General features: G+C 61.5%; 17 protein-coding genes. 8 read left to right on the top strand and 9 right to left on the bottom strand.

Going from position 1 to position 22,344, the window contains the following annotated elements:
• Positions 1-12 precede the first annotated feature (12 nt).
• The gene (locus tag BLS87_RS15490) at positions 13-714 is read right to left on the bottom strand and encodes a hypothetical protein (RefSeq protein WP_074753363.1); all 702 of its coding nucleotides are present in this window, start codon (positions 712-714) and stop codon (positions 13-15) included.
• Positions 715-931: 217 nt separating this feature from the next.
• On the opposite strand from BLS87_RS15490, the gene BLS87_RS15485 reads away from it, so the two are divergent.
• Entirely contained in the window at positions 932-3,295 is a 2,364-nt protein-coding gene (locus BLS87_RS15485) for a DNA polymerase II (RefSeq protein ID WP_074753362.1), read from the top strand.
• Positions 3,296-4,381: 1,086 nt separating this feature from the next.
• Here the strand turns inward: BLS87_RS15485 and BLS87_RS15480 are convergent.
• From BLS87_RS15480 to BLS87_RS15465, 4 genes are all read right to left on the bottom strand, one after another.
• Complete coding sequence (locus BLS87_RS15480; protein ID WP_208605169.1) at positions 4,382-5,068, bottom strand: tetratricopeptide repeat protein; 687 nt, start codon at positions 5,066-5,068, stop codon at positions 4,382-4,384.
• 14 nt (positions 5,069-5,082) lie between these two features.
• A complete protein-coding gene (locus BLS87_RS15475) occupies positions 5,083-5,748 on the bottom strand; it encodes a hypothetical protein (RefSeq protein ID WP_083370684.1) in 666 nt (221 codons plus the stop codon).
• A gap of 149 nt (positions 5,749-5,897) precedes the next feature.
• Positions 5,898-7,241 (bottom strand): MFS transporter, encoded by a 1,344-nt coding sequence (locus BLS87_RS15470; protein ID WP_074753359.1) that lies wholly within the window; start codon positions 7,239-7,241, stop codon positions 5,898-5,900.
• A gap of 70 nt (positions 7,242-7,311) precedes the next feature.
• Complete coding sequence (locus BLS87_RS15465) at positions 7,312-8,235, bottom strand: amidohydrolase family protein (RefSeq protein ID WP_074753358.1); 924 nt, start codon at positions 8,233-8,235, stop codon at positions 7,312-7,314.
• A gap of 228 nt (positions 8,236-8,463) precedes the next feature.
• On the opposite strand from BLS87_RS15465, the gene BLS87_RS15460 reads away from it, so the two are divergent.
• Both BLS87_RS15460 and BLS87_RS15455 read left to right on the top strand, forming a co-directional pair.
• Positions 8,464-10,035: a gamma-glutamyltransferase family protein gene (locus tag BLS87_RS15460; RefSeq protein ID WP_074753357.1), complete on the top strand. Its 1,572-nt coding sequence runs from the start codon at positions 8,464-8,466 to the stop codon at positions 10,033-10,035.
• A gap of 130 nt (positions 10,036-10,165) precedes the next feature.
• A complete protein-coding gene (locus tag BLS87_RS15455) occupies positions 10,166-10,858 on the top strand; it encodes a GntR family transcriptional regulator (RefSeq protein ID WP_074753356.1) in 693 nt (230 codons plus the stop codon).
• A gap of 266 nt (positions 10,859-11,124) precedes the next feature.
• On the opposite strand, the gene BLS87_RS15450 is transcribed toward BLS87_RS15455, so the two are convergent.
• Genes BLS87_RS15450 through BLS87_RS15435 form a run of 4 tightly spaced genes read right to left on the bottom strand, consistent with a single transcriptional unit; the run spans position 11,125 to position 16,928 of the window.
• On the bottom strand, positions 11,125-12,351 hold the full coding sequence (locus tag BLS87_RS15450; RefSeq protein ID WP_074753355.1) for an amidohydrolase family protein: 1,227 nt from the start codon (positions 12,349-12,351) through the stop codon (positions 11,125-11,127).
• The gene (locus BLS87_RS15445) at positions 12,348-14,840 is read right to left on the bottom strand and encodes a branched-chain amino acid ABC transporter ATP-binding protein/permease (protein WP_074753354.1); all 2,493 of its coding nucleotides are present in this window, start codon (positions 14,838-14,840) and stop codon (positions 12,348-12,350) included. Before BLS87_RS15445 ends, BLS87_RS15450 begins: the two co-directional genes overlap by 4 nt.
• Positions 14,837-15,706, bottom strand: a complete 870-nt coding sequence (locus tag BLS87_RS15440) for a branched-chain amino acid ABC transporter permease (protein ID WP_074753353.1) — start codon at positions 15,704-15,706, stop codon at positions 14,837-14,839. Before BLS87_RS15440 ends, BLS87_RS15445 begins: the two co-directional genes overlap by 4 nt.
• Before the next feature lie 34 nt (positions 15,707-15,740).
• Complete coding sequence (locus BLS87_RS15435) at positions 15,741-16,928, bottom strand: ABC transporter substrate-binding protein (protein ID WP_074753352.1); 1,188 nt, start codon at positions 16,926-16,928, stop codon at positions 15,741-15,743.
• A gap of 186 nt (positions 16,929-17,114) precedes the next feature.
• On the opposite strand from BLS87_RS15435, the gene BLS87_RS15430 reads away from it, so the two are divergent.
• The 5 genes from BLS87_RS15430 (at position 17,115) to BLS87_RS15410 (ending at position 22,316) form a co-directional block, all read left to right on the top strand.
• Positions 17,115-17,513 (top strand): nuclear transport factor 2 family protein, encoded by a 399-nt coding sequence (locus tag BLS87_RS15430; protein ID WP_074753351.1) that lies wholly within the window; start codon positions 17,115-17,117, stop codon positions 17,511-17,513.
• Between the two features lie 434 nt (positions 17,514-17,947).
• On the top strand, positions 17,948-18,328 hold the full coding sequence (locus BLS87_RS15425) for a COG4315 family predicted lipoprotein (protein ID WP_074753350.1): 381 nt from the start codon (positions 17,948-17,950) through the stop codon (positions 18,326-18,328).
• 298 nt (positions 18,329-18,626) lie between these two features.
• Complete coding sequence (locus tag BLS87_RS15420) at positions 18,627-20,177, top strand: sugar ABC transporter ATP-binding protein (protein ID WP_208605168.1); 1,551 nt, start codon at positions 18,627-18,629, stop codon at positions 20,175-20,177.
• Between the two features lie 141 nt (positions 20,178-20,318).
• Positions 20,319-21,311: an ABC transporter permease subunit gene (locus tag BLS87_RS15415; RefSeq protein WP_074753349.1), complete on the top strand. Its 993-nt coding sequence runs from the start codon at positions 20,319-20,321 to the stop codon at positions 21,309-21,311.
• A 63-nt stretch (positions 21,312-21,374) separates the two neighbouring features.
• Complete coding sequence (locus BLS87_RS15410) at positions 21,375-22,316, top strand: ABC transporter substrate-binding protein (protein WP_074753348.1); 942 nt, start codon at positions 21,375-21,377, stop codon at positions 22,314-22,316.
• Positions 22,317-22,344: the final 28 nt, after the last annotated feature.

Here is a 22,344-nt window from a genome sequence, read left to right as displayed (position 1 = left end):
GGCTCAATCGCTTCATTTATTGAACGCAGACAGGATTTGTTGACGGCTGCCATCCAGCGCCTGGTAGAAGGCATTGGACAGGTTGCTGTAACCCGGCTGGTCCCATTCACCTTGGGCAGGCTGCACCACCACAAACGGCTTGTACCAGACCAGGCGGCTGTCCTTCGGGTCGACCAGCATGCCAATCCCGCCTACTTGAGGCGTCGGAACGCTGGTAGGCACGACACTGTAGTAACTGCGGAATGCACCGGTGGTGGTATAGGAAATCAACAGAACGCGGTCTACGCCGTATTTGCTTTTCAGGTCACTGATGTTCCGCGCCAGGTAGCCTTCGCGCTTTTCTGTTTCTTTGAATTTTGTCAGGTCGATCGCATCGGGAATGCGCTTGGCGTTGAGACCTTTGGCTTTCAGGCTGGCGACGACTTCATCCGGCAGGCTTTCGAGGTCGTGCAATTCCCAGGCGCTGACCTGATCGCTGAGCTTGCTATTCACGCCTTTGTTGATCGCAAGCTCCAGCAGACCCTGATTGCCGGTCAATGCCAGTTGTGGCGCTGGCAACGGGCTCAAGGCGACGCCGATGACGGGGTCTTTGTCATTCCAGAATTGGGCGTCGAGGTCGATGGGTTTCTGGACGAAGCTGGAGCAGCCGGTCAGAACGGCGGAAGCGGACAGCAAAACGAAGACAAGGCTGTAGCGGATGAGGCGAGCGATCATGGGCAAATCCCTTTGAGTGCGTTGAACTTTTCTGATGTCATGATGATGGCGTATTGCGGGTGGCATAGTGCCATAATCGGTGATTGTTTGGCGCCAATTTTTTGATGGACGGTCATCCTTGAGAACGTTGTGACTGCGACGACAACAGGGTGACGCGCTTTCATACGCCGATGGCCGTAGAATCCCGCCTCTGAAATACGGTTTTGAGGTTGCAGAGGTGGAATTACAGCAGGGCTTCGTCCTGACTCGGCATTGGCGCGACACCGACGCGGGGACGGAGGTGGAATTCTGGCTGGCGACCGATCACGGGCCACGGCGCGTGCGGTTGCAGCCGCAGATCTCCACCGCCTTCATTCCTGAGCAGCACCGCGAGCGTGCCGAAGCGGTACTGCGCAACGAAAAGGGCGTCGAACTGAAGGCGCTGGAGTTGTGTGATTTTCGCCATCGTCCCGTCCTCGGGTTGTATGCCCGTCAGCATCGCCAGCTCATGAACCTGGAAAAAGACCTGCGCCGCGCCAGCGTCGATGTGTACGAGGCCGACGTGCGTCCGCCCGAGCGTTACTTGATGGAGCGCTTCATCACCGCGCCGGTGCAGTTCAGCGGCACGCCGGACGCTCAAGGCGTGCTGCTCGACGCGCAGATGCGGCCGGCACCGGGCTATCGGCCGACGCTGAGACTGGTGTCCCTGGACATCGAAACCACCGAACGTGGCGAGCTGTATTCCATTGCGCTGGAAGGCTGCGGTGAGCGTCAGGTGTACATGCTCGGCCCGCCCAATGGCGATGCCTCGCAGGTGGATTTCAAGTTCGATTACTGCGACAGCCGCCAAGGGTTGCTGGAAAAACTCAATGAGTGGCTGGCGCTGCATGACCCCGACGCGATCATCGGCTGGAACGTGGTGCAGTTTGACCTGCGCGTGCTGCACGAGCATGCCCGGCGGCTGAACGTGCCGCTGCGCCTGGGGCGCGACGGTGAAGCCATGGGCTGGCGCGAGCACGGGGCGCGCAATAATCACTACTTTGCCTCGGCGGCGGGGCGCTTGATCATCGACGGGATTGAGGCCTTGCGGTCGGCGACCTGGAGCTTTCCCTCGTTCAGTCTGGAGAATGTGGCGCAAACGCTCTTGGGTGAAGGCAAGGCGATCGACAATCCCTACCAGCGCATGGACGAGATCAACCGCATGTTCGCCGAGGACAAGCCGTCGCTGGCGCGCTACAACCTCAAGGACTGCGAGCTGGTCACGCGGATTTTCGAGAAAACCGAGCTGCTGACGTTTCTCCTGGAGCGCGCCACGGTGACCGGATTGCCCGCCGACCGCAGCGGAGGCTCGGTGGCGGCGTTCGAGCACTTGTACATGCCGCTAATGCATCGCCAGGGGTTCGTCGCGCCGAATCTGGGCGAGCGGATGCCAGAGGCCAGTCCCGGTGGTTTCGTCATGGATTCTCGGCCCGGCCTCTACGAGTCGGTGCTGGTGCTGGACTACAAGAGTCTGTATCCGTCGATCATTCGCAGCTTCCTCATCGATCCGGTCGGGCTGATTGAAGGCCTCAAGCATCCGGATGACAGTGACTCGGTTGAGGGCTTTCGCGGGGCCCGTTTCTCGCGCACCCGGCACTGTCTGCCATCGATCGTTTCACGGGTGGCGGAAGGTCGCGAAGCGGCTAAACGCGAGCGCAACGCGCCGCTTTCGCAAGCATTGAAAATCATCATGAACGCCTTCTACGGGGTGCTTGGCTCCAGTGGGTGCCGCTTCTTCGACACCCGCCTGGCCTCGTCGATCACCCTGCGCGGGCATCAGATCATGCGTCAGACCCGCCAGCTCATCGAGGCGCAGGGTTACGAAGTGATTTATGGCGACACCGACTCCACGTTCGTCTGGCTCAAACGTCCCCACGGCCAGGAAGAAGCGGCTCAGATCGGCAAGGCGCTGGTCGCGGGCGTCAACGATTGGTGGCGCGAGCATCTGCGTGACGTCTATCACCTGGAAAGCGCGCTGGAGCTGCAATTCGAAACCCACTTCAAACGCTTCCTCATGCCCACGATCCGAGGGGCCGAGGAGGGCAGCAAAAAGCGCTACGCCGGCCTCGTCACGCGGGCCAACGGCGAAGACGAAATGGTCTACAAGGGCCTGGAAACCGTGCGCACCGACTGGTCGCCGCTGGCGCAGGCGTTCCAGCAGGAACTGTACCTGCGCATCTTCAACCGCAGGCCCTATCAGGATTACGTGCGTGACTACGTACGCCGGACCCTGGCGGGCGAACTGGACGATCAACTGATTTACCGCAAACGCCTTCGCCGAGCGCTGGACGACTACGAACGCAACGTCCCGCCCCACGTACGCGCGGCGCGAATTGCCGACGCGTACAACCACGAGCAGGGCCGTCCGTTGCAGTACCAGAATCGCGGCTGGATCAGTTACGTGATCAGCGTCGCAGGCCCCGAACCCCTGGAAGTGCGCAGCGCACCGATCGACTACGACCACTACATCACCCGCCAGCTGCAACCGATTGCCGACGCCATCCTGCCGTTCGTGGACGACGACTTCGAAACGCTGATCGGTGGGCAGATGGGGTTGTTTTGAAGCGGGTGACCTCCTGGGGTAACCGCGAGCTCGCTCTCACAGGTTCTGAGGCAGCCACGATCTCCCGGTCTGCCCGTTCCGTGTAGGAGACGTCGGAGGTTACGACGGCAGCGAATGCGGAGTGTCAGTCGCCGGTTATGTAACTGCCCCACTGCTTTCGCCACTGTCGTAACCTCCAGCAGCTCCCACAGGTTCTGGCGCGGCCACGGCGTCTGGGTCTGCCCGGTCCATGTAGGAGACGTCGGAGGTTACGACGGCAGCGAATGCGGTGTGTCAGTCACCGTTGATGTCACGGGTCCACCGCATTCGCCACTGTCGTAACCTCCAGCAGCTCCTACAGGTTATGCGGCGGCTGCGGTGGCCTGGTTTACCACAGCCCCAGTGGGAGACGTCGGAGGTTACGACGGCAGCGAACGCGGTGGATCAGTCACCGGTGATGTTACTGTCCCACCGCATTCGCCACTGTCGTAACCTCCAGCAGCTCCTACAGGTCATGCGGCGGGCAGAACATCTCGGTCTACCCGGTTCGTGTAGGAGACGTCGGAGGTTACGAGGGTATGGGCCGCAGTCGGACGAATGCGGTGTGTCAGTCACCGTTGATGTCACGGGTCCACCGCATTCGCCACTGTCGTAACCTCCAGCAGCTCCTACAGGTTGTGCGGCGGGCAGAACATCTCGGTCTACCCGGTTCGTGTAGGAGACGTCGGAGGTTACGAGGGTATGGGCCGCAGTCGGACGAACGCGGTGGGTCAGCCACCGGTGATGTCGCTGGCTCACCGCTTTCGCGCGCTTCTAAAGTATCAGCGTCGTGCTCAAGTCTTCGGAGCGACGCGAACACTGTAGGAGACGTCGGAGGTTACGACGGCAGCGAACGCGGTGGGTCAGTCACCGGTGATGTTACTGTCCCACCGCATTCGCCACTGTCGTAACCTCCAGCAGCTCCTACAGGTTATGCGGCGGGCATGACATCTCTGTCTAACCGGTTCGTGTGCGAGACGTCGGAGGTTACGAGGGTATGGGCCGCAGTCGGACGAATGCGGTGGGTCAGTTACAGTCTTCATGGCTGACCCACACGCGGATCCGTGGTCAGGGGAGGGTGATCCTATACTCGTCCAGCTTGGCCTTCTGCTCCGCCAGCACGTACTTCTTGTTGGCAATCTGCGAGAACTTCACAAAGTCGGCCTTGGCGTCGTCCTTGTCGCCCAGATGGTCGTACGCGATCCCGCGTGCGTAGTAACCCCATGCGTAGTCCGGTTGGCGCTGAAGGCCGGTGCTGAACGCTTCGGCTGCTTCTCGGTATTGACCCAGGTCCGTCAGCGCAAGGCCCAGATGGTAGTAGGTCGGCATATGGAAACCGGAACCCTTGCCGGCTTCACCCAACCCGTTGTCGAGGTTGTACTGCACCAGCTCGAGGGCTTTTTTCGGGTTGCCCGCGCCACGGTACATGTAACTCAAATCCAGGTTGTCGCGCGGGTCGGGCTTGACCGCCAGCTGCATGGATTTTTCCTTGGCAGCCACGGCTTCGGGAAAGCGCTTCAGGTTGTTATAGGCATCGGCCTGTACCGCGTAGATCACGCTTTGCAGCGACGTCGGCAGGGCCGCGTTCTGAAGGCATTGATCGCCTTCCTGCAGGACGAGTGGATAGTTTTCAGCTTTTGACGCCTGAAACTGATTACGGCAGTGAGCCAGGTTGGCTTTCTGCGGGTTCTGCATCCCGGCACACCCGGTGAGGACGACGGAGCAGGCGATCAATGCGGGCCAGCGAGCATTCATGAAAAACATCCTTGTCAGTCCAGCAGGTGGGCGTTGAGGTCAGGGCGATAGACCTGCAGCAGGGGCGCGGTCACGGTGCCTTGTAGCGAGCAGAACACGGTGGTGTGTCCGGCAAGCGGCGGTGTGCTGTCGCCCGAGTCGACCATCAGCACACGGTCAACGAAACCAAATGGCGTGGCGACGCCGGGACCGGTCAGTCCTTGGGTGCGCCATTGGCCGATCGGGTCACCGACGCGGCGAATTTCTGCGCGGGTAATGGCGTTGCCCTGATTCACGAAACGCGCGTTATCAACGATCAGCGGCTTGAGTTTTGCGGCGACTTCCTGCGGTGTGCCATCGGCCACGAACCCCCAGAACAGGAAGTTTCCGAAGTTTTTGATGGTCTCGGCCTGATTGTAGTAGCCGACCATGCGCACGCCGTTGATGGTCAGGGGTGTTGCGAAGTGTTGGTACGTGCCGCCTTCCTGCAGCGGACTCATGATGGTCGGCGCCTTGACCGAGCCATAATCGCTCAGTCGCAGGGTATCGGCAGGCAGGCGGGCGTCGCGCAGGCTTTCGAAGAAACGCGCATCACAACGTGAGAATTCAGTGAGCAGTTGTTCAGGCGTGGTGACGGTCTGGGCGTGGGCCGTGGAGGCGACGGCGAGCAGGGCAACGCCGGTAAAAAGAGGGCGGAACATTTGAATCATCCGTGACGGGGAAAAGGAGTCTGTCGGCCCCCGGGTCGCGAACTTTAACAAAAGAGGGCTGCCGAGAGGGGGCATGGTTGCAGGAATGCCCCGTTAAGAGCCTCGATGGCGATCATCCGGATCGCCACCGAGGGTTAGTATTATTTCTCGCCAGACAGCGCGGGCGACTTGTTCACCCGCTCCGCAGGCACCGTCAGAATCAACAGGCCGCCAACCACCAGCACGATCACCATCAGCCACACGGCGGACTCGGTGTTGCCGCTCAGTTGTTTGGCGTAGCCGACCAGATACGGGCCGAGAAAACCGGCCAGGTTGGCGAAGGAGTTGATCAGCGCGATACCGGCGGCGGCCGCCGCGCCACCCAGGATGGCGGTCGGCAGGTTCCAGAACAGCGCCGGAATGGCGAGGATCCCCATGTTGGCGATGCACAGGGCGAAGATGCCCAGCGTCGGGTTGTGTTGCCAGACGATCGACAGGCTCAGACCCACCGCGCCCAGCGCGTACAACAGCATCAGGTGCAGGCGTCGCTCGCCGGTGCGGTCTGAATGGCGGCTGACCAGAATCATGCTGATGACGGCAAACAGGCTCGGAAGCGCTGACATCAGGCCGATGCTGAGGTCACTCTTGACGCCCATGTTGTTGATCAGCGTCGGCATCCAGAAACCCAGGCCGTACATGGCGAAGATGTCGCAAAAGAAGATCAGGCTCATGACCTGCACCAGCCGGTTGCCGAACAAGACGCGCAAGGGCATGTGGCTCTTCTGTTTTGATTCCGCGTCGATCAGCGTCTTCACATGCTGCCGCTCTTCAGGCGAAAGCCACTTCGCCGACTGCACATTGTTGTCGAGCTTGGTGACCACCAGCACGGCAATCAGCACCGTCGGGATGGCCTCGATGATGAACAGCCATTTCCACGCCGCCAGCCCACCGACGCCTTGCATGGTTTGCAGGATGAGCCCGGACACCGGCCCGCCGATAAATCCGGCCAGGGCGAGGGCGATGTAAAACACACCCATGATCCGACCGCGACGTTGCGACGGGAACCACAGGGTCAGGTAATAGATGACCCCGGGAATGAAGCCCGCTTCGGCAACCCCCAGCAGAAAGCGCACCAGATAGAACTGCCACGGCGAGCTGACAAACATTGTCAGCGCGGAAATGATGCCCCAGGTCGCCATGATCCGGGCGATCCACAGGCGCGCGCCCACCTTGTGCAAAATCACGCTGCTCGGCACTTCGAACAGGAAGTAACCGAGAAAGAACACCCCGGCGCCAAATCCGTACACGGCGTCGCTGAAGCCCAGTTCCTGAGCCATGTGCAGCTTGGCGAAGCCGACGTTGACCCGATCAATAGACGCCGCCAGATACCCCAGCATCAGGATGGGCAAAAGGCGCCAGGCGATCTTGCGGAAGAGGGTGTCCTCAGAAGTGGCAGTGCCTGCCACTGTCCCCGCTGACGGGGATGCACTGTGTGTGGTGTTCATGGTCTGGCCTTTTTCTTGGAGTTATCGGGTGCAGAACGTTGACGGGTTTGAGCGGTGATCCGTTGAGGCATCACATTCGATAAAAAATGCGGGCGTTGTTGGCGAAGACGTTGTCGACAGCGACTTGATCCAGCTCGGACACGGCATCGAGTACGCCGGCAAACAGCGTTTCGAAACGTGCGCTCAGGCCCGAGACCGGCAAGTTGCTGGCGAACACCGCGCGCTCGCTGCCGAAGATCGACAGTGCATCGCGCAGGACCTGACGATTGGAAACCGGGTCCCAGCGTCCACCGCGCAAGCCCAGCTCCGAGAGCTTCACGTACACGTTGGGCGCGTCCGCCAGCGCTTCCATCCCTTCGCGCCATGCGGCCAAACCCTCTTCGGAACGGTCCAGCGGCAGCCCGGTGTGATTAAGGATGATTCGGATCCCGGGAAACTGCTTCGCCACGTCCGCCGCTTCCAGCAGGTGCCAGAACGGCACGCGCAGGTCCCAGGACAAACCGAAGGCTTGCAGCTGTGACAGCCCTTCAAGCCAGGCGGGATCCTGCAGTGTCCCCGGCTGGCCTTGCACCGAAATACCCGGCCCTGAAGCCGTGACGGGCTTGGAGCGGATGCCGCGCACATGCGCAAAGGCGGTGTGTGCGGTCAGTACCTCGATCAGATCGGGTTGGGTGAACGACACGTGCGGCACGACCACCGTCGGCAGACCGCTGCGCTCGCGCAACCCATGCAACCAGCGGGTTTCTTCCACCTGCTGGGTGCGTGAGCGTTCCGCCTCGATGTGCACCGTGCCGACGATGCGATAGCCCTTGGTGTCTGCGCGGTAGTCGTCAGGCAAATAGTCACGGCGCAACTGTTCGTACGGTCCGAGAAAAAACTGCTCGCCCAGATAATCCTGCTGCAACCACGGGTAGTTACCCTGGGACAGATCCCAGCAATGATGATGCGCGTCGATCACCTCAACGGTGCGCGGGTCGCGGCGGTCGGCGTTCATGGTTTGCACACGTCGGTGCGAACGGGAAGGGTGGAGCAAAGCATGACGATGACCTCGATGACTGACTTGTTGTTATGGGATGAATATGGAGGCGTTCGTCATGCCGAACCAATGAGTATTTGAGACCCATAGATAACGAGGGGTTATAGCGACACCGCACGGCACACCTTTTGCTTTGCTAGCTACCAGAAAATAAATAGCTAGCAATATGCGCAAGGACCTTCATTCATGATTGCGACTTCACGCCGTGCGGTGATCACCACTCCCCATGCCGAGGCCAGTGCCGCCGGGCTGCGCATTCTCGAGGCCGGAGGGACGGCCATCGATGCGATGCTGGCTGCCAGCGCGATGCTCAGCGCCGTTTTCCCGCACATGACCGGGCTGGGCGGCGATGCACTCTGGATGATCCACGACCGCAAGGTGCGCACCATCGTGGGGATCGGGCAGGCAGGTATGCGCTTGCCTGACGCGGGTGGCATCGGGTTGCGCGGGCCGAGTTCGGTGGCTAGCACTGCCGGTGCATTGGCCAGTTGGCAGACGGCCGCCAATATCAGTCGGCATGAGTGGGGTTCGCGCTTGGGCTGGGCTGACGTGCTCGGTGACGCCGCAGTGATGGCGGAACAGGGCGTGCCGGTGTCTCAGTCTCAGTTGTTCTGGCAAACGTTGCGTCAGCCCTTGATCGAGCAGTTGCCGGATCTGCATGCGCTGTGCCGGACGGAAGGCCGCTGGATGCGCGAAGGGGATGTATTGCGTCAGCCTGCGCTGGCGAACACCTTGCGGCACCTTGCGCGTCATGGCGTGGAGGATTTCTATCGGGGCGAACTCGCGGATGCCTTTGGCGAGGCGTTCGGGCGGTTGGGGTGTGGGCTGACCACCGCTGATTTGCGCGCGACGCAAGCGCCGGAGGTGGCGCCGATTTCGGTGCGTTATCGTCAGGGTGAGCTGTTCAACGTCGCGCCGCCGAGTCAGGGGTTGTACACACTGCAAGCGATGGGTGCGTTGCAGCACAGGTCGCTGGCGGGGATCGGCAATGGCAGCGCGGCCTACTACCATGTGCTGGTGGAGGCGATCAAGCAGGGGTTGCTGCGGCGCAACGCCGAGCTGTGCGATCCGTCGCACATCGACTGGGATTTCGCGGCCAGTCTTTCACTGGAGAGCACTCAATCGTATGCCGCGGCGATAGACGATCAGCGGGCCGCGCCCTGGAACGAGCCGGGGCGTCCGGCCGACACCATCTGGATGGCGGCCACGGACCACGAAGGCCGTACCGCGTGCCTGATCCAGAGCCTGTTCCATGACTTCGGTTCAGGTTGCATCCTGGGCGACACGGGCGTGCTCTGGCAGAACCGCGCGGCGGGTTTCAATGCCGACCCCGCGCATGTCAACGGGTGGGCGCCCGGCAAGCGTCCGGCGCACACGCTCAACCCGTCGTGTTATCTGGCCGATGACGGTCGCCGGTTCTTCTTCGGCACCCAGGGCGGCGACGGTCAGCCGCAGACCCAGATGGTGCTGGCCACGCAGTTGATCGATTACCGTCAGCCCATTGATCGTGCGCTGCGCATGCCGCGTTTTCTGTTGGGTCGCAGCTTTTTCGACAGCACGGACAACCTGAAACTGGAAAGCGATATCCACCCCGACAGCGTGGCGGGGCTGGCAGAGCGGGGCCATGAGGTGGAACTGATCCCGGCGCAAAGCCCCATGACGGGCCATGCCGGGATCATCAGCATCGAACGCGACGGATTGCTTCACGCCATGCACGATCCCCGCGGTGAGGGGCTCGGGTTGGGGCTGAAAGCGTAGCGGTGCCGATGATTGAATGGCGGCCGCACGCCGGGTTTGCCGTGCCTCGGGCACTGGCGGATAATGCCGCCCGTTGCCCGCCCGCCACCCCTGCGCGCGGCAGAAGGTTTTCTGCAGAAACGAGGAATGGATGGGCTTGAGCACTGTCACCGCCAAACAGCTTGAGGTTCAGCGCATCGTCGATGCGTTGTACAAGGCCATTGCCCAGCATCGCCTGCCGCCCGGCACACGGTTGATCGAAGCGCAGATCGTCGAAACCCTGCACGCCAACCGCAACCATGTGCAGGCCGCGTTGCAGCGCCTGGCCTTGCAGAAGGTGGTCACCATCGAGGCCAACCGTGGCGCGATGGTATCGCAGCCGACGGCCAAGGAAGCGCGGGATATCTTCAGCGCCCGACGCGCCATCGAGCGCGCGATCGTCGAGTCCATCACCCCGGCGATCATGCGCAAGCAACGTCAGCGCATCGCCACCCACATGAACAACGAGCGCAAGGCCACCAACGACACCGACCGCCGGGCGATCGTGCGTGAGCTGAGCGAGTTTCATCTGATGCTCGGTGCCATCTGCGGCAACAGCGTGCTCAGCGATATCCTCGGCAACCTAATGGTGCGCAGCTCGCTGATCGTGGCGTTGTATCAGCGCAACGACGTGCCGTCCTGCGCCTCGGACGAGCATCAACAGATCATCACCGCCCTTGAAGAGGGCGACCATGAGAATGCCGTTGCCGTCATGCTCGAGCACCTGGATGAACTGGAAGGGCAACTGGCGCTGGAAGCATCGGCGCCAGAAGAGTTCAACCTCAAGCAAGCGCTGAGCGACTGAAGAGGGCGTCTGATCGAAGCCACTCGCTTGATAAAAATGACCTGTGGGAGTGAGCTTGCTCACGAAGGCGTCATTAGATGCGCGGGAGATGGGGTGGATGGACCGGCCCTTTCGTGAGTAAGCTCACTCCCACAGGACGCGTCGCGTCTAGCCAGCCGAGGTGGCTGATGTTGCTGCCGGTTCTTGGCAGATCGCACGCAAGGTGGAACGCCACCCCGGTCGCTCCTGTGCCCTCCGGGCAGCCGCTGGAGCGAATCGTCCAAGGCTTAGCCGGGGAGCAGCAACCGGCCTTGCGGCCTTTCAAATGTTCGCTTCCCGTGTTTGTAGCCCATCAGTGGCGCGCTGATTTCAGCGATGACTGCGGCAGGCGAGGGAGCGTCGAAGACGATGAAGTCTGCGTTGCAGCCCGGCGTCAGTCCGTAATCTTTCAGGCGAAGCATCCGCGCCGATTCGCTCGACACCCACGCCATGCACTGCAGCAATTCCGCTGCCGTGCCCATCTGACTGACGTTAGCGAACAGGTTTGCCTGGCGCACCAAGGAGGCGTCGCCATAAGGTGTGAACGGGTTGCCGATGTTGTTGGTCGACACCGAACAGGTGACCCCGCACGCGTGCAGGTGAGCCAGCGGTGCGACACCTCGAGGCTTGTTGTGAAAGTGCTCTCGGCCGGTCAGGAACAGGTCAGTGCTTGGCAAACAGGTCACCTGCACGCCGGCTTCTGCCAGCCGGATACCCAGCCCGATCAGCGTCTCCATCGGCAGCGCCGACAGCTTGGTCACGTGCCCGACGGTCACTCGCCCAGCCCAGTCATGCTGCTCCGTACAACGCGCTACGTGCTCGATGGTCATGCCTTCGGGGTTGAGATCGAAGTCCAGGTGCATGTCCAGGTCGCAGTCGTACTCCATGGCGAGTTCGAACAATCGGTCGATCTGTGCCAGCGGGTCGCTGTCGGTGTAAGGGCAGCCGCCCAGCACGGTCGCGCCATTCTCCAGGCCGTAACGCAAGAGCGCCTCGGTGCCGGGGTTGTTGAGCATGCCTTCCTGCGGAAAGACGCAGATCTCAAGGGTGATTGCCCACGCGTAATCGGCCTGCAAGCGGCGGATCGCCTTGAAGCCGATCAAGCCAATCTGCGGGTCCAGTTCGACATGGGTGCGCATGTGCGTGGTGCCTTGCAGGATTGCCTTGTCCAGCACCTGCCTGCCGCGCTCATACACATCCTGCTCGGTGAATTCAGCCTTGGCGGCACGCGTCTGTTGCACGGCCTCGGCCAGGGTGCCCGCCTGCAACTGGCAGCGCTGCATGATGCAGGCCTTGTCCAGGTGGATGTGGGTTTCGATCAGACCGGGCAGGAGCAGTCGACCCTCAAGGTCCAGGGTTTCACAGGTCGTGATGTCCCGGCTCAGCGCGTCGACGAAACGTCCGTTTTCGATGTACAACGTCGCGAGATCCCGGGTGTCGTCCAAACGTGCATTGCGGATGATCAAGGCGTTCATGCGCAGGCTCCTTCGCCCAGATAGGCCGCAGCCAGTTCAGTGTCTTCGCGCAGTTCGGCGGCGCTGCCGGATTTGATCACGCAGCCGGTTTCCAGCACATACGCGCGGTCGGCGACTTGCAGCGCAAGGTTGGCCATCTGGTCCACCAGCAACAGCGTCACGCCTTCGTCGCGCAGGGCGGCCAGCGCGTCATACAGTTCGCCGATCATCGACGGCGACAGGCCCAGCGACGGTTCGTCCAGCAGCAGGATTTTCGGTTTGGCCATCAACCCGCGACCCACCGCGACCATCTGTTGCTCGCCGCCGGAAAGCAGACCGGCCGGGCTGTCGATCCGGTCACGCAGGCGAGGGAAACGCTTGAGGATCGCTTCGATTTCCCCCTCGGCGTCGAACGCTTCACGTCGCGAGTAACCGCCCAGCAGCAGGTTGTCGCGCACGCTCAGGTACGGGAAGACCTGGCGACCTTCGGGGACCAACGCCAGGCCCTGTCCCGCGATGCTGCTGGCGCTGGCCTGTTCGATGTTTTCGTTGTCCAGCAGGATGCTGCCGCCTGACGCACGATGCAGGCCCGCCAGGCACTGCAGGATGCTCGATTTGCCCGCGCCGTTGGCGCCGAGAATCGCCACCAGCTCGCCAGGGTTGACCACCAGATTGACCTTGTTCACCACAGGCGCAGCGCCGTAGTCGATGACCAGATCTTTCACGTACAGGCGCGCGTCATGGCTGCCGTTCCAGGCTTGGTCGCGGGGTGTCGCCCGATACTCGGTGCCCCCGAGATAAGCGGCGATCACCCGCTCGTTCTGTTGCACTTCCAGCGGCGTGCCGACCGTGATCGGTTTGCCCGCGTCCAGCACCAGCAAGCGTTCGGACACCGACATCACCAGTGCCATGTCGTGCTCGACCAGCATCACGGTCAGGCCATAGCCGGCGAGTTGCTTCAACACAATCGCCAGGGCGTCGGTGTCGCGGCGACTCAAGCCCGCAGCCGGCTCATCCAGCAGCAACACCGAGGGCGCAGTCGCCAGCGCCCGGGCAATTTCCACCAGCCGACGGTCGACGTGGGGCAGGTCGTCGGCGGCGATGTTGACTGCGCCTCGATAGCCCACCAGCGCCAGCAGGTCCAGTGCAAGGGAGCGCTGCTCGGCGGTGGCGCGATTGAAGATAAAACCCAGACGGCCTTTCTGCATGGCCACCAGCACGTTGTCCAGCACCGACATCTCGCCGAACAGTTGAGTGGTCTGGTAGGTCCGCGCGATGCCGGCACGCGCCGTTTTCCAGGCAGGCAATCCAGCCAGCGACTGGTCAAGCTCGATCTGTCCGCTGTCCGGGGTGTAGAAGCCGCTGATCATGTTCAGCACCGTGGTTTTGCCCGCGCCGTTGGGGCCGATGATGCTGGTGACGCTCCCGGCTGGCGCGTGCAGACTGACGCCCTGCGCCGCCTGCACACCGCCGAAACGGATGCCGATGTCACGAATGTGCAGGCCATCGCCCTTCACGCGAGCGCTCAGAAAATCGGCCATGCGTTTCTGATTGATCTGGCCCGGAGGTGTCAGCAGCGTGGGTTTGATCCAGCGACGGGCGAGGGCGCCAAGCAGGCCGTTCGGCGCTATCCACAGCACCACCAGCAGCAACACCGAGAAAATCAGCAGGCGGTACTCGGCGAAATCCGACAGCAGTTCCGGCACCAGCACGATCAACAAGGCGCCGAGCACCGGGCCGAACAAGGTGCCGCTGCCGCCGACGATCACCGCCAGCACGAACAGAATCGATTGTGAAAACGGAAACGACTCCGGGTTGATGAACATCAACAACGGGGCCAGCAAGGCGCCGGCCAGCCCGGTGAGCAGGGCGGACAGTGCGAAGGCCAGGGTTTTGCTGACGACCGGATTGAAACCCAGTGAGCGCGCAGCGATTTCCGACGCCTTCACCGCGCGCATCGCCTTGCCCCAGCCGCTGTGGTGCACGCGCTGGTAAAACGCCAGTGCGCCGATCATCAGGGCGGTGGCGATCAGCGCCAGCAAGACCGAGGGGTCCATGCCCGCGAACGCCGGCAACGGGATGCCCATCAGTCCATTCGAGCCGCCCGTGACATCACGCCATTCGATCAGGCTGTGGTGCACGACAAACGAGAACGCGATGGTGATCATCGCCAGATAAGGCCCGGTGACGCGTAACGCAGGAATGGCCAGCAATGCGCCAACGCCACCGGCCACGACGCCCGCGGCGGGAACCGCCAGCCACAGCGGCAGGCCCGCGAGGGTCATCAAGGCCGAGACATAGGCGCCGATGGCATAGAAGGCGATGTGACCGAAAGAGATTTGCCCGCTCAAGCCGATCAAGACGTTGAGGCCGACACCGACCACGGCGGCCAGTGCACACAAGGTGAAGACCAGCAGTGAGTAGCTGTCCAGGGTAAAGACCGCAATCACGCTGACAAGGGCCAGTACGGCAATGGACGCAGGGCCTAACAGGGGTTTCAGGTCTTTCATACTTTCACCAGTGCCTGGCTGCCAAACAGGCCGTTGGGACGAATCGCCAAGGCAATAATCACCAGCGCGAAGGTAAAGATCTGGGTAAACGCCGAGCCGAAATACAGGGTGACCAGCGCTTCGGTCAGGCCGAACAGCAGCCCGGCCCCGAACACACCACCGGCGCTGGAAATGCCGCCGAGAATCGCCACCGCAAAGGCCTTGAGGCCGAACAACATGCCCATCTCGGCGTTAACGCTGAACAGCGGCGCGATCAGCAGGCCCGCAACTGCGGCGAACACCGTCGAAACCGCAAAGGCGATAGCGACCACGCGATTGACGTTGATGCCCATCAGCATCGCTGCCTTGGGATTTTGAACGCAGGCCTCCAGCACTTTGCCCAGGCGCGTGTAGCGGCGCACCAGGAACAGCGCGAGGGCGATGGCCGCGCCCATCAGCGGAATCAGCAACTGCAAGGCACCGATGCCGTTGCCCAACAGCTCGACCTTGAGGCTCACCAGGCTGCTTTCAAATTGACGCGGCTCTTTGCCAAAGGTGAACAGTGCCAGGTTGTCCACCAGAATGCCGCCCGCCACCGTAGCCATCAGCCAGGCCTGGGAGCCACGGCTGTGGAACGGGCGCACCAGCCAGCGTTCGATTACCAGGCCGTACAGCGCGCTGAGCAACAGCGTCAGCGGCAGCGCCAGCCACAGTGACAAACCCCACGTGATGCACAGCGTATAGCCCAGCACTGCGCCCACCATCATCGCGCTGCCCTGAGCGAAATTGACGGTGCGCGAGACCACATAGGTCAGGTGAAAGCCCAGCGCGAGCAGCGCGTACATGCTGCCCAGACCGAGGCCGGTGACGATGGCGGCGGTAAACATGGTGTGATTCCTTAGCGTGCGGTGGCAGCGTCAATCAAGGCTTGAGCGGGACGATCTGGTCGCCGACGAAATGGGTGAACACGTAGTCGTCCGGTCCCAGTGCGTCATGCTTCTGTGCCGTGAACGGCTGCTTGTAATCCTTGATCAGGCCGTCGTAGTCGGTGATCCCGTAGAAACCGTCGCGTACGGCTTTGCCGTCGGTGCTGCCCGCTTTTTCGATGGCCAATGCGCTGAGGTGCAGTGCGTCATAGGCGTTGGCGATGCCGACCGCAGGCGTCACGTCAGCCAAGGTCTTGATTTGCGGGTAGGCGGTTTTCAACGAGGCCAGCAGCGCGTCGCCTTTGGCGTTGTTGTGCTCGGTAAACACGTACGTCTGGATGAAGTGAACGCGCGAGGCGCTCGGCCCGGCCAGTTCCCCGAAACGTCCGCCGGCAGGACCCCAATGCGACACCACCGGCACGTCCCAACCCATGCGGTCCAGTGACTTGACCACCTGCGCCGACGGGCCGACATTGCCGACCATCAGCAGGGTGTCGGCGCCTGCGTTTTTCAGTCGGGTCAACTGCGGAACCACGTCCAGATCGCTGTCCTGAATGCGCTCGACACCGGCGCTCTCCAGGCCGCGTTTCTCCAGCGCGCGTTTGAAGCCTGCCTCGTTGGACTCGCCCCACGGGTTGTTGATCAGGATCATCCCGGGCTTCTTCATGCCTTGGTCGACGCCGTATTTCACCAGCGCTTCGTCGACGAGTTCGTCGACGGCCGAGACGCGGAACACGTAGTTGTCCGCCGCGCCGTTTTCGGTGATCTTGGTCCCGGCCGCCCAAATGCCCATGAACGGGACTTTCAGCTGATTCGCCAGGGGCACGATGGCCAGGGAGACCGGGGTGTCGAGGCCGCCGAACAGCACCGTCACTTTCTCGCGCTGAATCAGCTCGCGGGCGGCAAGCATGCCTTTGGAAGGGTTGCTTTCGTCGTCGCGGCGCACCAGTTCCAGCGGACGCCCCAGTACGCCGCCGTGTGCATTGACCTCATCGATGGCCATGGTCAGGCCACGGGTCAAGGCTTCGCCGGATTTCGCCGATTGCCCGGAAAGCGCGGCCACCAGACCGACTTTGATCGGCGGTTCTGCCGCCTGTACACCTGGGGACATCGCAAGGGTCAGAGAGAAGGCCGCAGCCGTGGGGGACAACAGACGCTGCAGGGTTGGAAGCCGGAATGACATGGGTGATGCTCCTGATTGCTAGCACTTGTAAATTTATTGCTAGCAAGTAGGATGCCAGTCCAGTCACGCCCTGAAAGCGCAGGTTAAGGCGGCCATCGCCCGTAATCTCGCTCCATATTAAGGCGCTTCGCACCACGTGGATGCACATGGGCCGTCAGCGGTCATCATCGAGTCAGGAGAGCGGTTATGTCAGAAGTGAATAAAGACGTTCAGATTGTTAGCAATTTCCTTGAGGCCTCCATGACCCCGGACCCGGCCCGCGCCGCGACCTTCATGAGCGATGACGTGAAGATCACATTCACCGGCGGTCGCGCCATGCCGGACCCGCAAACCATCACCGCCTTCAACGGCTCGCGCTATGCGTGGGTCAAAAAGGCATTGGGGAATTTCGACTGGATGGACCGGGGTGATCACACCGTGGTGTATTCCACTGGCACCCTGTACGGCGAATGGCCGGACGGCCGGAGCTTTTCCGGTAACCGCTATCTGGATCGGTTTGAAGTGCGCAACGGCAAGATCACCCGTATGGACGTGTGGAATGACAGCGCGGAATGGATGCTGATGCCTGAGATTGGCAAGGCTTGAACGTAACGTTTGCAAAGCTGCGTTCGGCTAGAGCGCGCTCAGTATCAAAGCGTTTGTGCTGTAGGCCAGTAGAGTGCGTATGTCCATCATTTTGGGCAGTGGTTTTTGGATCTGGCTAACGCCAGACCCTGTTTCGCCTTCGGCGAGTTACTTGGGGTTATCAAGTAACCCGCCGAAGGCGGAACAGTTTGGCCGTTAGGACAAACCCGGCCCGCGCCGCGCCAAAAAAAGGAATAAGACACGCAATCCAGACGCAGCTCACCACTTCTCACCAACCCCAAACACCTGCACAAAAAATATTTCCGATCCCCATGGAATAAACCCCTTTCGACAAACGTTTACCTTCACTGCCCACACCAATCGGTGCCAGCAGCGGGAGCCTGGAAGGTTTCTGGCGTCTGCTCCCTACTCGAAAAACAATCAAGGAGTTCACCATGCTGAAGAACATCATCCTCACCGCCGCCGTCGCCCTGACGTGCGCCTCCAGCCTGGCGTTTGCTGCCAGCCCGGCAATGACCGGCAAAACCGACAAAGGCGAAGTGCTCACCGATCACAAAGGCATGACCCTGTACACCTTCACCAAAGACAGCGCCGGTAAGTCGGCGTGCAACGGCGACTGCGCCAAGGCATGGCCTCCGCTGATGGCCGGAGCTGATGCGAAGACCGAGGGCAAATATTCGGTTGTGACCCGAGACGACGGCAGCAAACAGTGGGCCTACGACGGCATGCCGCTCTACACATGGACCAAGGACGCCAAAGCGGGCGACACCACCGGTGACGGTTTCAAGGACATGTGGAAAGTCGCTAAACCGTAAGCGCGACGCAGGTTTCACGCCCGTCCATTGGGGCGTTTTTTGATGAGAGGAGGGGCGACTGCGTTTGGTCGCCTTTTTCATGTACAGAAAAGCAAGCGCTTGCGTGAAACGATTCAGCTGGTCTAGAGTATTTCAAATTGATTCTCCAAAGCAGTTCCCGAGCGGCGCCCGTTTACGAGGTGGCCCAGGCATAAAAACAAGACGCCTCGAGGATTCACATGAACAGTTTGTCTGCTCTGTCTTCACGCGCGCTTACCGCGCCTGAACCCCCAAGAAACCCTGCTGCGGACGCTCGAACATGAGCGCCGTCCTCGCCGAATCCCCAATCCCCGTGCTGGAAATGAACGCCATTTCCAAGACCTTCAATGGCCTGCGCGTGCTGAAAAATGTCGCCCTCAAAGTCTATGCCGGTGAAGTCCATGCACTGATGGGCGAGAACGGCGCGGGCAAGTCGACCCTGATGAAAATCCTCTCCGGCGCCTACCAGGCCGATCCCGGCGGCGAGATTCGCGTGGGTGGCCGGACGCTGCCGGCGTTCGATCCGCTGACCGCGAAAGCCCAGGGCATCGCGGTGATCTATCAGGAACTGAGCCTGTGCCCGAACCTCAGCGTCGCGGAGAATATTTATCTGGGGCGTGAGTTACGTCGGGGCTGGAGCATCGACCGCAAGGCGATGGAGGCGGGGTGCACCGATGTGCTGGCGCGACTGGGCGCCGACTTCAAACCCTCGACCAAGGTCAGCGTGCTGTCGATTGCCGAGCGGCAATTGGTGGAGATTGCTCGCGCGCTTCACGCCGAGGCAAAAATTCTGGTCATGGACGAACCGACCACGCCGTTATCTTCCCGCGAAACCGATCGCCTGTTTGCGTTGATCAAACAGCTGCGTGATCAGGGCCTGGCGATCATCTACATCAGCCATCGCATGGCCGAAATCTACGAGTTGTCGGACCGGGTGTCCGTACTGCGCGACGGTGAGTACGTCGGCATGCTGGAGCGCGACGCGCTGTCGGCGGATGCGCTGGTGAAGATGATGGTTGGCCGCGACCTGTCGGGTTTCTACAAGAAAGAACACGCCCCGTATGACCCCGGAGAAGTGGTGATGCGCGTGCGTGACATGGCCGACGGCAAGCGGGTCAAACCCTGCAGCTTCGACCTGCACGCCGGTGAGGTGCTGGGCATCGCCGGGTTGGTCGGAGCGGGGCGCACGGAGCTGGCGCGGCTGATCTTCGCCGCCGATCCTCGCACCGCTGGCAGCCTTGAAGTGGCGGGCAAAGCGGTGACGGAACTGCGCAATCCGACTGACGCGATTCGCGCGGGCGTGGTGTATCTCACCGAGGATCGTAAGGCCCAGGGCCTGTTCCTCGACATGAGCGTGCGCGACAACATCAACGTCTGTGCCTGTGTTCCGGATGCTCATGCCGGTGGTGTACTGGATCGAGGGCGCGGCGCGCAACGGGCGGTCGAGGCGATCCGGTCACTGTCGATTCGCGTGGCGTCGGGCAAGGTCAACGTCGGTGCGTTGTCCGGCGGCAACCAGCAGAAGGTGCTGCTGGCGCGTCTGCTGGAAGTCAAACCGCATGTGCTGATTCTCGACGAGCCGACACGTGGCGTGGACATCGGGTCGAAGTCCGAGATCTACCGGATCATCAACGAACTGGCCAAGGCCGGGGTCGGCATCGTGGTGATTTCCAGCGAGTTGCCGGAAATCATCGGCACCTGTGATCGGGTGCTGATCATGCGTGAAGGGCAGTTGGTGGCGGAAGTCGGCGGCGCGTCGGGACACGAGATTTCTCAGGAGCGGATCATTGATCTGGCGACTGGGGGTGAGCAGGTGGCTGTTCAAGCCTGACACAGGACCTGGTAGGAGTGCGCTCGCCCGCGGTTGCGAGGCGTCAGGTGATGCATGCGTGGATGACCCACCGCAATCGCGGGCAAGCGCGCTCCTACAGGAATCGCAACTATCCGATAACAATAAAAAGGAGGCCAGGCCATGAGTCTGACCCTGGAAAACTCGCCAAGCGTGGCGGCCATCAGCAAACGTGAACGTGTGCGCGAGCTGATGCGAACCATTGGCATGCTGCCGGTGCTGATCCTGCTGTTGGTGGGCTTTGCGCTGATGACCGACAGTTTCATGACCTGGCAGAACCTGTCGATCATCACCCAGCAGGCCTCGGTCAACGTGGTGCTGGCAGCGGGCATGACCTTCGTGATTCTTACCGCCGGCATCGACCTGTCGGTCGGCGCGATCCTGGCAGCCTCCGCGGTCGTGGCCTTGCAAGCGTCGATGTCGCCGCAGTGGGGCATGCTCGGGATTTTCGCCGGAGTAGGTTTCGGCTTGCTGCTGGGGCTGGTCAACGGTGGGTTGATCGCCTTCATGCGTCTGCCCCCGTTCATTGTCACCCTCGGTGCGCTGACCGCCATGCGAGGCCTCGCGCGCCTGCTGGCCGACGACAAGACCGTGTTCAACCCTGATCTGCCATTCGCCTTCATCGGCAACGATTCAGTGCTCGGCGTGCCGTGGCTGGTGATCATTGCGGTCGCGGTGATCGTCATCTCCTGGTTTATTCTGCGGCGCACGGTCATGGGCGTGCAGATCTATTCAGTGGGCGGCAACCCCGAAGCCGCGCGGTTGTCCGGGATCAAGGTGTGGAAAGTCCTGCTGTTCGTCTACGCCGTCTCCGGCGCGCTGGCTGGCTTGGGCGCCGTCATGAGCGCGTCGCGACTGTTCGCTGCCAACGGCCTGCAACTGGGGCAGTCCTACGAACTGGACGCCATCGCGGCGGTGATTCTCGGCGGCACCAGTTTTACCGGTGGTGTCGGCACCATTGGCGGCACGCTGATCGGCGCGCTGATCATTGCGGTGTTGACTAACGGCCTGGTGCTGCTGGGCGTGTCGGACATCTGGCAGTACATCATCAAAGGCATCGTGATCATCGGCGCGGTGGCGCTTGATCGCTATCGCCAGTCCGGAGCGCGAACCTGATTCATCGTTTTGGCGTCACGCGTTTCAAACAATGGCTCTGACAATAATCACAAGAGAGAAATCATGAACTTCAAACGCAAATTCCCTGCTGTCGTATCCCTGTGCCTGGCCGCGCTGTTGGCGCAAGGCGTTGAAGCCCGAGAATTGAAATCAGTCGGCATCAGTCTGGGTTCGCTGGGCAATCCTTACTTCGTGACCCTGGCCGACGGTGCCAAGGCCAAGGCGCTGGAGATCAACCCCAACGCCAAAGTGACCTCCGTGTCCGCCGACTATGACCTGAGCAAGCAGTTCTCGCAGATCGACAACTTCATCGCGGCCGGGGTGGACCTGATCCTGATCAACGCGGTTGACCCTAAAGCGATTGCCTCGGCGGTCAAGAAGGCCCAGGCGGCCGGTATCAAAGTGGTTGCTGTGGACGTGAGCGCGGCGGGCGTGGATGCGACGGTGCAGACCGACAACGTCGAGGCCGGCAAACTGGCCTGTCAGTTCATCGTCGATAAACTCTCCGGCAAAGGGAACGTGATCATCGAAAACGGCCCTCAGGTCACCGCCGTAACCGACCGGGTCACCGGCTGTAAATCGGCGTTCGCCGCCGCACCGGACATCAAGGTGCTGTCAGACGATCAGGATGCCAAGGGCTCTCGTGACGGCGGCCTGAACGCCATGCAGGGTTACCTCACACGCTTCCCGAAAATCGACGGCCTGTTCGCAATCAACGACCCACAAGCCATTGGCAGTGACCTGGCGGCCAAACAACTGAAACGCAGCGGCATCGTCATCACCTCGGTGGACGGCGCTCCGGACATCGAACACGCGCTGAAATCAGAGTCGTCGATACAGGCATCGGCCAGTCAGGACCCATGGGCCATGGCGCAGCAAGCGGTGGTTATCGGCAACGACCTGCTCAATGACAAGAAACCGGCTGAAGCGGTGACCCAGCTCACGCCGAAACTGATCACCCGCGACAACATCGGTTCCTACACCGGCTGGTCGAGCAAACACTAAACGCTGAATCAGACACGTCGCCAAGAGA

It is taken from the genome of Pseudomonas abietaniphila (assembly GCF_900100795.1).
GTDB classification, from domain to species: Bacteria; Pseudomonadota; Gammaproteobacteria; order Pseudomonadales; family Pseudomonadaceae; genus Aquipseudomonas; species Aquipseudomonas abietaniphila.
Note: the sequence above shows the minus strand (reverse complement) of the source record. Positions and strands in the feature narration are given on the sequence as shown.